The following is a 12,793-nucleotide window of genomic DNA, read 5'->3' on the forward strand; positions in this document are numbered from 1 at the left end:
CAAAAAGCGCTCGCCGCAGTCGGTACCGCGCGGCCATGACGTCCGGAAGCCAAGGCGGGCAATCGAAGCCAAGAAGGCTTCGTCGAGCCACTCGGCACGCCAACGTCGTACTCGCCAGGCCGCCGAATTGGGTGTGCGCGGCGCGTCATTCGTCTTTCGGCATCGCGCCGGCAATGCGGTCATCTTTGTGGCGCTGATTGTCGCGGCCGTCCAGCTGTTCTACCTTCAGGTGCCGCGTGCCGCGGGCCTGCGGGCCGAGGCGGCGGGCCAACTCAAGGTCACCGACGTCGAAAAAGCAGTGCGCGGCAGCATCGTCGACCGCAACAACGACCAGCTCGCGTTCACCATCGAGGCTCGCGCGCTGACCTTCCAACCGCGCAAGATCCGCAAGCAACTGGCCGAGGCCAAACAGAAAGACGCCAAGGCGCCGGATCCCCAACAGCGGTTGCGCGATATTGCCAAAGACGTTGCGGCGCGGCTGAATAACAAACCCGACAACGCGACGGTGCTGAAGAAGCTGCAAAGCGACGAGACGTTCGTCTATCTGGCCCGCGCTGTCGACCCGGCCATTGCCACCGCGATCACGACAAAATTCCCGGAAGTGGGTGCCGAGCGCCAGGATTTGCGTCAGTATCCCGGCGGCTCGCTGGCCGCCAACATCGTCGGCGGCATCGACTGGGACGGGCACGGTCTGCTGGGCCTGGAGGACTCGCTGGACGCGGTGCTGGCGGGGACCGACGGGTCGGTCACTTATGACCGCGGCTCCGACGGCGTGGTGATCCCCGGCAGCTACCGCAACCAGCACAAGGCCGTCAACGGTTCGACGGTGCAGCTGACCATCGACGACGACATCCAGTTCTACGTCCAGCAGCAGGTGCAGCAGGCGAAGAACCTCTCCGGCGCCCACAACGTCTCCGCTGTGGTGCTCGACGCCAAAACCGGTGAGGTGCTGGCGATGTCGAACGACAACACGTTCGACCCGTCGCAAGACATCGGGCGCCAGGGCGACAAGCAGATGGGCAACCTGCCGGTGTCGTCGCCGTTCGAGCCGGGCTCGGTGAACAAGGTGATCACCGCGTCGTCGGTCATCGAATACGGCCTGTCCAACCCCGACGAGGTGCTACAGGTACCGGGCTCCATCCACATGGGCGGTGTTACCGTGCACGACGCCTGGAACCACGGCGTAACGCCCTACACCACCACCGGCATTTTCGGGAAATCGTCGAACGTGGGCACGCTGATGCTGGCCCAGCGCGTCGGCCCGGACCGCTGGTTCGACATGCTGCGCAAGTTCGGGCTGGGGCAGCGCACCGGCGTCGGGCTGCCCGGTGAGAGTGCGGGGCTGGTGCCGCCGATCGACCAGTGGTCGGGCAGCACCTTCTCCAACCTGCCTATCGGGCAAGGGCTTTCGATGACCCTGCTGCAGATGACCGGCATGTATCAGACGATCGCCAACGACGGCTTGCGCATGCCGCCGCGCATCATCAAGGCGACAATCGCTCCGGACGGCACCCGCACCGAAGAGCCGCGGCCGCAAGGTGTTCGGGTGGTGTCGCCGGAGACCGCGCAAACCGTGCGCAACATGTTGCGCGCCGTGGTGCAGCACGACCCGATGGGCACCCAGCAGGGCACCGGGCCGGCGGCCGCGATCGAGGGCTACCAGATCTCCGGGAAAACCGGGACGGCACAGCAGATCAACCCGGCATGCGGCTGCTATTTCGACGACGTGTACTGGATCACCTTCGCCGGCATGGCCACCACCGACAATCCGCGCTACGTCGTCGGGATCATGATGGACAACCCGCAGCGCTCCTCGGACGGTGCACCCGGACACACGGCGGCTCCGCTGTTCCACAACATCGCCGGCTGGCTGCTGCAGCGCGAAAACGTTCCGCTGTCGCCCGATCCCGGCCCGCCGCTGACCCTGCAGGCCTGACAGCCGCCGGGGCCGTCTCCGCGATTCGTGACGTCGCCGGACAGATAAGGTGTCATGGCCGTTAACGGCGTTGATACGACGTCGTAAACAGGCAGCGGACGGAGGTGATGACGGTGCCCACTGCGCTGCGGCCCAGCGCCGGGGCCGGCGTGTCGTTGCCGGCGCTGGCAGCCCAGATCGGCGCCGTGTCCGCGGAGGGCAGCGTGGTGCCCGACGTACGGGTCACCGGGGTGACACTGCGAGCACAGGACGTGTCGGCGGGGGATCTGTTCGCGGCGTTGCCTGGTGCGACAACGCACGGCGCGCGCTATGCCGGCGACGCGGTCGAGCGCGGCGCGGTGGCGGTTCTCACCGATCCCGACGGAGTCGCCGAGATGACCACGGCGGTGCCGGTGCTGATTCACCCGTCGCCGCGCACGGTGCTCGGCGAACTCGCCGCCACCATCTACGGGCACCCGTCCGAGCGGCTTGCCGTGGTCGGCGTCACCGGCACATCCGGCAAGACCACCACGACCTACCTGATCGAGGCCGGTCTGCGGGCGGCCGGGAGGACTGTGGGACTGATCGGGACCATCGGCATCCGCATCGACGGCGCCGACGTTCCCAGCGCCCTGACCACCCCGGAGGCGCCCGCACTGCAGGCCCAGCTCGCGGCGATGGCCGAGCGCGGCGTGGACACCGTGGTGATGGAGGTGTCCAGTCACGCGCTGAGCCTGGGCCGCGTCGACGGCGTGCGCTTCGCGGTGGGCGGCTTCACCAACCTGTCCCGCGACCACCTCGACTTCCACCCGACTATGACCGACTATTTCGAGGCGAAGGCGCGGTTGTTCGACCCGTCCTCGCCGCTGCACGCCCACACCGCGGTGGTCTGTGTGGACGACGATGCCGGCCGCGCGATGGCCGACCGCGCCGACGCCGCGATCACCGTCAGCGCCGAGGGCGCGGCCGCGGACTGGCGCGCCGAAGACATCACGGCCGACGCCGGCGGCCACGACTTCACCGCCGTCGACCCCGCCGGTGTGCATCACCGGGTGCGTATCGGCTTGCCGGGCCGCTACAACGTCGCCAATACGCTTGTCGCACTGGCCATTCTGGATGTGCTGGGGGTGTCGCCGGAGCAGGCGGCGACCGGGCTGCGCGACATCCGGGTGCCCGGGCGGCTTGAACAGATCGACCGTGGCCAGGACTTTCTGGCGCTGGTCGACTACGCCCACAAGCCGGGCGCGCTGAGCGCGGTGCTGATGTCGCTGCGTCGCCCCGGCAGCCGGCTGGCCGTTGTGTTCGGGGCCGGCGGCGAGCGCGACCCGGGTAAGCGCGCGCCGATGGGCAGGATCGCCGCCCAGCTCGCCGACCTCGTCGTCGTCACCGACGACAATCCCCGCGGCGAGGATCCGGCCGCGATCCGTCGCGAAATCCTTTCCGGCGCAACCGAAGGCGCCGCAGAGGTGGTCGAAATCGGCGACCGCCGGGCGGCCATCCGGCACGCGGTCGCGTGGGCGGGCCCCGACGACGTCGTCCTGGTCACCGGCAAAGGCCACGAAACCGGGCAGAGCGGCGGCGGGCAGACCCGCCCGTTCGACGACCGGGTCGAGCTCGCCGCCGCCTTGGAGGAGCGGCGCCGGTGATCGACATGACCGTCGCCGAGATCGCCGAGATCGTCGGCGGCGAACTGGCCGACATCTCGGCCACAGACGCCGCCGGCCTGCACGTCACCGGGACCGTCGAATTCGACTCTCGCAAAATCACGCCCGGCGGGTTGTTCCTGGCGCTGCCGGGCGCGCGGGCCGACGGCCACGACCACGCCGCGGCGGCGGTGGCGGCCGGTGCGGTGGCTGTGCTGGCCGCCCGGCCGGTCGGAGTGCCGGCTATCGTCGTGACGCCCGACGCGCGCAGCGCGTCTAAAGCCGGGGTTCTCGAGCACGACACCGACGGATCGGGCGCCGCGGTGCTGGCCGCGCTGGCCCAGCTGGCCGCTGCGGTCGCGAAAAAGCTGGTTGCCGACGGGCTGACCATCGTCGGGATCACCGGCTCGTCGGGCAAGACCTCGACCAAGGATCTGCTGGCCGCGGTGCTCGCCCCGCTCGGCGAGGTGGTGGCGCCGCCCGGGTCGTTCAACAACGAGCTCGGCCATCCGTGGACCGTGCTGCGCGCCACCGAAAGCACCGACTATCTGATCCTCGAGCTCTCGGCGCGCCATCCCGGCAACATCGCCGCGTTGGCCGCGATCGCCCCACCCGCGATCGGGGTGGTACTCAACGTCGGCACCGCACATCTCGGCGAGTTCGGTTCCCGCGAGGCCATCGCGAACACGAAAGCCGAACTGCCGCAAGCTGTTCCAGAATCCGGGGTAGTCGTCCTCAACGTGGACGACCCGGCGGTGGCGGCGATGGCCGACAAAACCGCCGCCCGGGTGGTGCGGGTGAGCCGCAGTGAACCCGCCGACCTGTGGGCCGGCGCGGTCAGCCTCGACGAACTGGCCCGCCCGCAGTTCAGGCTGCACGCCGGACAACAGGCCGTCGACGTCGGGCTGGCCGTGCACGGCGACCATCAAGTCGGCAACGCCTTGTGCGCGGCGGCGGTCGCCTTGGAATGCGGCGCCAGCCTGGATCAAGTGGCGGCCGCGCTGGCCGCCGCGGGCCCGGTGTCGCAGCACCGGATGCGGGTGACCACCCGCGCCGACGGCGTCACCGTGATCGACGACGCCTACAACGCCAACCCCGACTCGATGCGGGCCGGTCTGCAGGCGCTGGCGTGGATGGCCCGCGGCGGACGGCGCAGCTGGGCGGTGCTGGGCGAGATGGCCGAACTCGGCGACGACACGATTGGTGAGCATGATCGCGTCGGCCGGTTGGCGGTGCGCTTAGATGTGTCTCGACTCATTGTCGTGGGAACCGGGAGGTCGATGAACGCCATGCACCACGGCGCGGTCATGGAGGGCTCGTGGGGAGGCGAGGCCACCATCGTCGCCGACGCCGACGCGGCCCTGGCGCTGTTGCGGGCCGAACTGCAGCCGGGGGACGTGGTGCTGGTGAAGGCGTCCAACGCCGCCGGGCTGGGCGCCCTGGCCGACGCGCTGATCGGTGCCCGATGATCGAAATCCTCATCGCCGTCGCGATTGCGCTGACGGTGTCGATTGTGCTGACCCCGTTGCTGATCCGGCTGTTCACCCGGCAGGGCTTCGGCCACGAGATTCGCGAGGACGGCCCACCGAGCCACAAGACCAAGCGCGGCACACCTTCGATGGGCGGGGTCGCGATCCTGGCCGGCATCTGGGCGGGTTATCTGGGCACCCACATCGCGGGCATGGCTTTCGACGGCGACGGCCCGTCGGCGTCGGGGCTGCTGGTGTTGTTCTTGGCCACCGCGCTGGGCGGCGTCGGGTTCGTCGACGACCTGATCAAGATCCGCCGGTCCCGCAACCTCGGGCTGAACAAGACCGCCAAGACCGTCGGGCAGATCACCGCCGCCGTGCTGTTCGGCGTGCTGGTGCTGGGTTTCCGCAACAACGACGGCCTCACTCCGGGCAGCGCCGAGCTGTCGTACGTACGTGAAATCGCCACTGTCACACTGGCTCCCGCACTGTTTGTACTGTTTTGCGTGGTGATGGTCAGCGCCTGGTCGAACGCCGTGAACTTCACCGACGGCCTGGACGGGCTGGCCGGGGGAGCCATGGCGATGGTCTGCGCCGCCTATGTGCTGATCACGTTCTGGCAGTACCGCAACGCCTGCGCCACCGCGCCGGGGCTGGGCTGCTACAACGTGCGCGACCCGCTGGACCTGGCGCTGATCGCGGCGGCGACGGCGGGCGCCTGCATCGGGTTTCTGTGGTGGAATGCCGCGCCCGCCAAGATCTTCATGGGCGACACCGGATCGCTGGCGCTGGGCGGCATCATCGCCGGGCTGTCGGTGACCAGTCGCACCGAGCTCCTCGCGGTGGTGCTCGGCTCGCTGTTCGTCGCCGAGATCGTCTCGGTGGTCTTGCAGATCCTGGCGTTTCGCACCACCGGTCGCCGGGTGTTCCGGATGGCGCCGTTCCACCACCATTTCGAGCTGGTCGGCTGGGCCGAAACCACGGTGATCATCCGGTTTTGGCTGCTGACCGCGATCAGCTGCGGGCTGGGTGTGGCGCTGTTCTACAGCGAATGGCTCGCCGCGACCGGTGGCTGAGATGACCCTGCACCCGTTGGCGCCCGGCACACAGGTGTTGGTCACCGGCGGCGGAATCACCGGGCAGTCGGTGCTCAGCGCACTCGACGAGCTGGGCGCGACGGCGACGTTGTGCGACGACAACCCGGCTGTGGCGGCCCTGACCCCGTCGGCTGCCGCCGAGCACATCACCGACTACGGCCTGGTGATCACCAGCCCGGGGTTCCCGCCGACCGCGCCGGTGCTGGCGGCGGCCGCGGCGGCGGGCGTGCCGGTCTGGGGCGACGTGGAACTGGCCTGGCGACTCGACGCGTCGGGCCACTACGGGCCGCCGCGCCGCTGGCTGGCCGTCACCGGCACCAACGGCAAGACCACGACCACGTCGATGCTGCATGCGATGCTCACCGCGGCGGGCCTGGACGCCCGGCTGTGCGGCAACATCGGCAATCCCGTGCTGGACGCGCTGCGGGAGCCGGCCGACCTGCTGGCCGTCGAGCTGTCGAGCTTCCAGCTGCACTGGGCGCCGTCACTACGCCCCGAAGCCGGTGTCGTGCTCAACGTCGCCGAGGACCACCTGGACTGGCACGGCAGCATGGCCGACTACGCCGCCGCCAAGGCGCGCGTCCTGCACGGCCGGGTGGCGGTCGTCGGGCTCGATGATCACCGCGCCGCGGCGCTGCTGGACACCGCGACCGCGCCGGTACGGGTCGGCTTCCGGCTCGGCGAACCCGGCCCCGGCGAACTCGGCGTGCGCGACGAGCAGCTCGTCGATCGCGCCTTCGCCGACAGTTTGGCCCTGGCCCCGGTGTCGTCGATACCCGTGCCCGGGCCGGTGGGGGTGCTCGACGCGCTGGCCGCGGCGGCGCTGGCCCGCAGCGTCGGCGTTCCCCCCGACGCGATCCGCGAGGCGCTAGCGAGCTTCCGGGTGGGACGGCACCGCGCCGAGCTAATCGCCGTCGTCGACGGGATCAGCTACGTCGACGACTCGAAGGCCACCAACCCGCACGCCGCCGAGGCGTCCGTGCTGGCCTACCCGCGGGTGGTGTGGATCGCCGGAGGCCTGCTCAAGGGCGCGTCGGTCGACGACGCCGTGGTCAGGATGGCGCCGCGGCTGGTCGGGGCGGTGCTGATCGGCCGCGACCGGGCCAAGGTTGCCGAGGCGTTATCGCGACACGCGCCGGATGTCCCCGTCGTGGAGCTTGTGACAGGCGAGGATGCTGATATGCATGCGACTGCTGAGTCTCCTGTGACTCCTGTGACAAGAGTTGTTGTGCCCGGCGAGCCGTCCGGCAGTCGCGTGATGGCCGCGGCCGTGGCCGCTGCCCGCGACCTCGCCGCGCCCGGCGACACCGTGCTGCTGGCCCCCGCCGGAGCATCCTTCGACCAGTTCAGCGGCTATGCCGACCGTGGCGACGCGTTCGCCGCCGCGGTGCGCGCCACGACCCGGTAGGCGGTGGTGACCAGCGCGCTGGCCCGGTTGCTGCACCGGGATCGCAAGGGTGGGGAAGCGGCCGAGGCGCCGGCCACCACCGCCGTTATGCCCAGGACTCGCTTCGGCAGCTGGCTGGGCCGGCCGATGACGTCGTTTCATCTGATCATCGCGGTGGCCGCGCTGCTGACCACGCTCGGGCTGATCATGGTGCTCTCCGCCTCGGGCGTCCGCTCCTACGACGTCGACGGATCGGCTTGGCTGATCTTCGGCCGCCAGGTGCTGTGGACGGTGATCGGCCTGGTGGCCTGCTATCTGGCGCTGCGGGTGCCGGTCCGGTTGATGCGACGGATGGCGTTTACCGGCTTCGCGATCACGATCGTGTTGTTGGTGTTGGTGCTCGTCCCCGGAATCGGCACCGTCGCCAACGGCTCCAGCAAGTGGTTCGTGGTGGCCGGCTTCTCGATGCAGCCATCCGAGCTGACCAAGATCGCTTTCGCGATCTGGGGGGCGCACCTGCTCGCGGCTCGGCGCATGGAGCGGGCCACACTGCGGGAGATGCTGATCCCGCTGGTGCCGGCCGCGGTGATCGCGCTGGCACTGATCGTCGCCCAGCCCGACCTCGGCCAGACGGTATCGCTGGGCATCATCCTGCTGGCCCTGCTCTGGTATGCCGGTCTGCCGCTGCGGGTGTTCTGCAGCTCGCTGCTCGCGGTCGTCGTCTCCGCGGCGATCCTGGCCATGTCGGAGGGCTATCGGTCCGAGCGGGTGCGGTCCTGGCTGGATCCCGGGCAGGATCCGCAGGACTCCGGCTATCAGGCCCGGCAGGCGAAGTTTGCGCTGGCCAACGGCGGCATCTTCGGCCATGGTCTTGGCCAGGGCACGGCGAAGTGGAATTACCTGCCCAACGCCCACAACGACTTCATCTTCGCGATCATCGGCGAGGAACTCGGCTTCGTCGGTGCCTGCGGGCTGTTGGCCTTGTTCGGATTGTTCGCCTACACCGGGATGCGCATCGCGCGACGCTCCGCCGACCCCTTCTTGCGGCTGCTGACCGCCACCACCACGATGTGGGTGCTCGGCCAATCCTTCATCAACGTCGGCTATGTGATCGGTCTGCTGCCCGTTACCGGGATTCAGTTGCCGCTGATTTCGGCGGGTGGAACATCAACGGCGACAACACTTCTCATGATCGGAATGATGGCCAATGCGGCGCGTCACGAACCCGAGGCGGTCGCCGCGCTGCGTGCCGGGCGCGACGACCGGATGAACCGGCTGCTGCGGCTGCCGTTGCCGGAGCCATACTCGCCGACCCGGGTGGAGGCGCTGCGCGACCGGCTGCGCGCTCGCCCGCAAAGCCCGCCGCCGCCGGCTTGGCCGGCCCGCGCCCGCACCGCCGACCGGCCCGCCCGGCGGTCTGGGGGTACCGCGCGGACCCGGGGGCGGCATGATGGAGGTGGTGATCGCCAGCGCGGCGCAGCCGGGCGCAGCGGGTCGCCACAGCACAACCGTGGTGATCGCCAGCGCGGCGCAACTGGGCGCGGCGGTGGGGCGCCGCCATGGCATGAACAGCGGCACGCACGCGGCGGGCGTGCTCGCGCACTGGAAGGTCAGCGTTACGGGTGAGGGACTCGGTCACAGAGCCGACCAGCGGGGTGAACGCCAACTCCCGGCCGGGCGGCACGTCGTTGTCGGTGGTGCTTGCCGGCGGCGGCACGGCCGGCCACGTCGAGCCCGCGATGGCCGTCGCTGATGCCCTGGTGGCGCTGGATCCACAGGTCCGCATCACTGCGCTGGGCACCCCGCGCGGCCTGGAAACCCGGCTGGTTCCCGAGCGTGGCTACCACCTCGAGCTGATCACCCCGGTTCCCTTGCCTCGCAAGCCGACTGGAGACCTGCTCCGGCTGCCGCCGAGGGTAATGCGCGCGGTCCGGCAAACCCGTGCCGTGCTCGACGGCGTCGCCGCCGACGTCGTGGTCGGGTTCGGCGGATACGTAGCGCTGCCGGCCTACCTGGCCGCTCGGCGGCGTCGTGTCCCGGTGGTCATCCACGAGGCCAACGCCAGCGCGGGGCTGGCGAACCGGGTCGGGGCCCGCTCCGCGCAACGCGTGCTGTCCGCGGTGCCCGATTGCGGGCTCCCGCGCGCCGAAGTGGTCGGCGTGCCGGTCCGCTCGGCGATCACCTCGCTGGACCGTGCGGCGCTGCGGTCGACGGCGCGGGCGCACTTCGGCTTCGCCGACGACGCGCGGGTGCTGCTCGTGTTCGGCGGCTCGCAGGGCGCGGCGTCGATCAACCGGGCCGTCGCCGCGGCCGCCGCGGACTTGGCCGCGGCCGGCGTGTCCGTGCTGCACGCCTACGGCGCCAAGAACACCCTCGACTTGCGCGCTCCGGCGCCAGGCGATCCGCCTTATGTGGCCGTGCCGTATCTGGACCGGATGGAATTGGCTTATGCCGCCGCCGATCTGGCGATCTGCCGGTCGGGGGCGATGACCGTGGCCGAAGTGTCGGCGGTCGGCCTGCCGGCGGTCTACGTGCCGCTGCCGATCGGCAACGGCGAGCAGCGGCTCAACGCGCTGCCGGTGGTCAACGCCGGCGGCGGCATGCTGGTCGCCGACGCCGAGCTGACGCCGGGCTTCGTTGCCGAGCAGGTAGCCGGGCTGCTCACCGACACGCCGCGGCTGGCGGCGATGACGACGGCCGCGGCGCGGGTGGGGCACCGCGACGCGGCCGAGCAGGTCGCACGTGTCGCGCTGGACGTGGCGTGCGCCGTGCGGCGGGAGCGGCGATGACCGCCGAGCCGTTGCCCCGCGAGCTGCAGCGTGTCCACATGGTCGGCATCGGGGGAGCCGGCATGTCGGGCATCGCCCGCATCCTGCTCGATCGCGGGGGGATGGTCTCGGGGTCGGATGCCAAGGAGTCGCGTGGAGTGCGCGCGCTGCGGGCCCGCGGTGCAGTGATCCGGATCGGCCACGACGCGTCGTCGCTGGACCTGCTGCCGGGCGGCGCCACCGCGGTGATCACCACGCACGCCGCGATCCCGAAAACCAACCCGGAGCTCGTCGAGGCCCGTCGGCGCGGCATCCCGGTGGTGTTGCGCCCGGCGGTGCTGGCCAAGCTGATGGCCGGGCGCACCACGCTGATGGTGACCGGCACGCACGGTAAGACCACGACGACGTCGATGCTCATCGTCGCGCTGCAGCACTGCGGCAAAGACCCGTCGTTCGCGGTCGGCGGCGAGATGGGGGAGGCCGGCACCAACGCCCACCACGGCAGCGGCGACTATTTCATCGCCGAGGCCGACGAGAGCGACGGATCGCTGCTGGAATACACCCCGAACGTCGCCGTGGTCACCAACATCGAATCGGACCACTTGGACTTCTTCGGCAGCGCCGACGCCTACGCGGCGGTGTTCGACTCGTTCGTGGAACGGCTCGCGCCGGGCGGTGCGCTGGTGGTCTGCACCGACGACCCAGGCGCGGCGGCATTGGCCGAACGCACTGCGGCGCTGGGGATTCGGGTGCTGCGCTACGGCTCGTCGGGCGACCAGTTGGCCGGCACGCTGCTGTCCTGGGAGCAGCAGGGCACCGGTGCGGTGGCGCATATCGAGCTGGCCGGCGAAACCCGCCCGTGGGTGATGCGGCTGTCGGTGCCCGGCCGGCACATGGCGCTCAACGCGCTGGGCGCGCTGCTGGCCGCCGTCGAGATCGGTGCTGCGCCGGATTGCGTGCTCGACGGGCTGGCCGGCTTCGAAGGAGTGCGTCGGCGCTTCGAGTTGATCGGCACCGCGGCGTCGGTGCGGGTGTTCGACGACTACGCGCATCACCCGACTGAGATCAGCGCGACGCTGGCCGCGGTCCGCACCCTGCTCGAGCAGAGCGGCAGCGGTCGGTCGGTGGCGGTGTTCCAGCCCCATTTATACTCCCGCACAAGGGATTTCGCGGCGCAGTTCGGCCGGGCGCTCGACGCGGCCGACGAGGTTTTCGTGCTTGACGTCTACGCGGCGCGCGAACAGCCGCTGGCGGGCGTCAGCGGCGCCAGCGTGGCCGAGCACGTCAGCGTGCCGGTGCACTACGTACCCGACTTCTCCGCGGTCGCCGAAGCGGTGGCCGCGGCCGCCGGGCCGGGCGACGTCGTCGTCACCATGGGCGCAGGCGACGTGACCATGCTGGGGCCAGAGATCCTCGCCGCGCTGCGGGTGCGCGCCAACCGCAGCACGCCGGGGCAGCCGGGGATGTTGTTGTGACCGAGCCGAACGATGCGCCGGCCGAGGTCGTGACCGAACCGATCTTCGCGGCCGGGCCGCCGCCGGAGGGGCCTCCCCCCGGGGAATTCGAGGGGCCCCGTCGGCGGGCTCGCCGGGAACGCGCCGAGCGCCGTGCGGCGCAGGCCCGCGCGCGGGCGATCGAGCAAGCCCGCCGCGAAGCCAAACGCCGGGCCCGCGGAGGCGACGGCGAGTCGAAACCCGTTCCGCGAGGGGCGGTTCGGGGGCTGAAGATGGCGCTGGCGACCATCCTGTTGTCGGTGCTCGTCGTCGGGCTGGGACTGATTCTGTATTTCACGCCGGTGATGTCGGCGCGCAGCATCGTCGTCACCGGAACGGGGGTGGTCACCCGCGAGGAGGTGCTCGACGCTGCCAAGGTGCGGCCGGGCACGCCGTTGCTTCAGATCGACACCGGCGCAGTCGCCGACCGGGTGGCGGCCATCCGCCGGGTGGCCAGCGCGCGGGTCCAGCGCCAGTACCCGTCGGCGCTGCGGATCACCATCGCTGAGCGAATCCCGGTGGTGGTCAAGGATTTTCCCGACGGTCCGCATCTCTACGACCGCGACGGCGTCGACTTCGCGACCGCGCCGCCGCCGCCCGCGTTGGCCTACCTCGACGTCGACAACCCCGGCCCGAGCGACCCCGCGACCAAGGCCGCCCTGGAGGTGCTGACCGCGCTGCGACCCGAGGTGGCCGGACAGGTCGGTCGGGTAGCGGCGCCGTCGGTTTCCTCGATCACGCTGACCCTGACCGACGGTCGCACGGTGATCTGGGGGACCACCGACCGCACCGAGGAGAAGGCCGAGAAGCTGGCGGCGCTGCTGACCCAGCCCGGGCACACCTACGACGTGTCCAGCCCCGACTTGCCGACGGTCAAGTAGGCGCCGAACCGCCCAAAAATTTGCGTGCGCCGCGTCGGCGCGCCTGCGCGGATAGCGCGCGCCGTGCCCATACCGTTCTGTTTGCGCGGAACTACTTGACATAACTCTAACCCTTTACTTGAGGTTTAGGTTTGCCAGGC

At 70.5% G+C, this 12,793-nt stretch carries 9 protein-coding genes; all 9 read left to right on the forward strand.

Features of this window, described 5'->3' with window-relative positions:
- Positions 1-61: 61 nt before the first annotated feature.
- The 9 genes from G6N47_RS18285 to G6N47_RS18325 all read left to right on the forward strand — a co-directional run bounded on the left by G6N47_RS18285 (position 62) and on the right by G6N47_RS18325 (position 12,653).
- On the forward strand, positions 62-1,936 hold the full coding sequence (locus G6N47_RS18285) for a peptidoglycan D,D-transpeptidase FtsI family protein (protein ID WP_232080361.1): 1,875 nt from the start codon (positions 62-64) through the stop codon (positions 1,934-1,936).
- A gap of 107 nt (positions 1,937-2,043) precedes the next feature.
- Positions 2,044-3,561, forward strand: coding sequence for a UDP-N-acetylmuramoyl-L-alanyl-D-glutamate--2,6-diaminopimelate ligase (locus G6N47_RS18290; protein WP_083131966.1), 1,518 nt, complete (start codon positions 2,044-2,046; stop codon positions 3,559-3,561).
- Positions 3,558-5,027 carry a UDP-N-acetylmuramoyl-tripeptide--D-alanyl-D-alanine ligase gene (locus G6N47_RS18295; protein WP_083131965.1) on the forward strand — a complete coding sequence of 490 codons (1,470 nt, stop codon included), beginning with the start codon at positions 3,558-3,560 and terminating at the stop codon, positions 5,025-5,027. Before G6N47_RS18290 ends, G6N47_RS18295 begins: the two co-directional genes overlap by 4 nt.
- On the forward strand, positions 5,024-6,103 hold the full coding sequence (mraY, locus tag G6N47_RS18300; protein WP_083131964.1) for a phospho-N-acetylmuramoyl-pentapeptide-transferase: 1,080 nt from the start codon (positions 5,024-5,026) through the stop codon (positions 6,101-6,103). Before G6N47_RS18295 ends, mraY begins: the two co-directional genes overlap by 4 nt.
- 1 nt (position 6,104) lies before the next feature.
- Positions 6,105-7,532: a UDP-N-acetylmuramoyl-L-alanine--D-glutamate ligase gene (gene murD, locus G6N47_RS18305; RefSeq protein WP_083131963.1), complete on the forward strand. Its 1,428-nt coding sequence runs from the start codon at positions 6,105-6,107 to the stop codon at positions 7,530-7,532.
- Between the two features lie 6 nt (positions 7,533-7,538).
- Positions 7,539-9,137 carry a putative lipid II flippase FtsW gene (gene ftsW, locus G6N47_RS18310; protein ID WP_083132021.1) on the forward strand — a complete coding sequence of 533 codons (1,599 nt, stop codon included), beginning with the start codon at positions 7,539-7,541 and terminating at the stop codon, positions 9,135-9,137.
- A complete protein-coding gene (gene murG / locus G6N47_RS18315) occupies positions 9,134-10,300 on the forward strand; it encodes an undecaprenyldiphospho-muramoylpentapeptide beta-N-acetylglucosaminyltransferase (RefSeq protein ID WP_083131962.1) in 1,167 nt (388 codons plus the stop codon). The genes ftsW and murG overlap by 4 nt, the downstream gene beginning before the upstream one ends.
- The gene (gene murC / locus G6N47_RS18320) at positions 10,297-11,754 is read left to right on the forward strand and encodes a UDP-N-acetylmuramate--L-alanine ligase (protein WP_083132020.1); all 1,458 of its coding nucleotides are present in this window, start codon (positions 10,297-10,299) and stop codon (positions 11,752-11,754) included. The genes murG and murC overlap by 4 nt, the downstream gene beginning before the upstream one ends.
- Entirely contained in the window at positions 11,751-12,653 is a 903-nt protein-coding gene (locus G6N47_RS18325) for a cell division protein FtsQ/DivIB (RefSeq protein ID WP_083131961.1), read from the forward strand. Before murC ends, G6N47_RS18325 begins: the two co-directional genes overlap by 4 nt.
- Positions 12,654-12,793 lie beyond the last annotated feature (140 nt).

Source organism: Mycobacterium branderi, assembly GCF_010728725.1.
GTDB classification, from domain to species: Bacteria; Actinomycetota; Actinomycetes; order Mycobacteriales; family Mycobacteriaceae; genus Mycobacterium; species Mycobacterium branderi.

What these genes read in the sequence shown, in the direction of transcription:
- G6N47_RS18290 (WP_083131966.1), top strand. Translation starts at nt 2,044, where the DNA reads ATGACGGTGCCCACTGCGCTGCGGCCCAGCGCCGGGGCCGGCGTGTCG.
- mraY (WP_083131964.1), top strand. Translation starts at nt 5,024, where the DNA reads ATGATCGAAATCCTCATCGCCGTCGCGATTGCGCTGACGGTGTCGATT.
- murD (WP_083131963.1), top strand. Translation starts at nt 6,105, where the DNA reads ATGACCCTGCACCCGTTGGCGCCCGGCACACAGGTGTTGGTCACCGGC.
- murC (WP_083132020.1), top strand. Translation starts at nt 10,297, where the DNA reads ATGACCGCCGAGCCGTTGCCCCGCGAGCTGCAGCGTGTCCACATGGTC.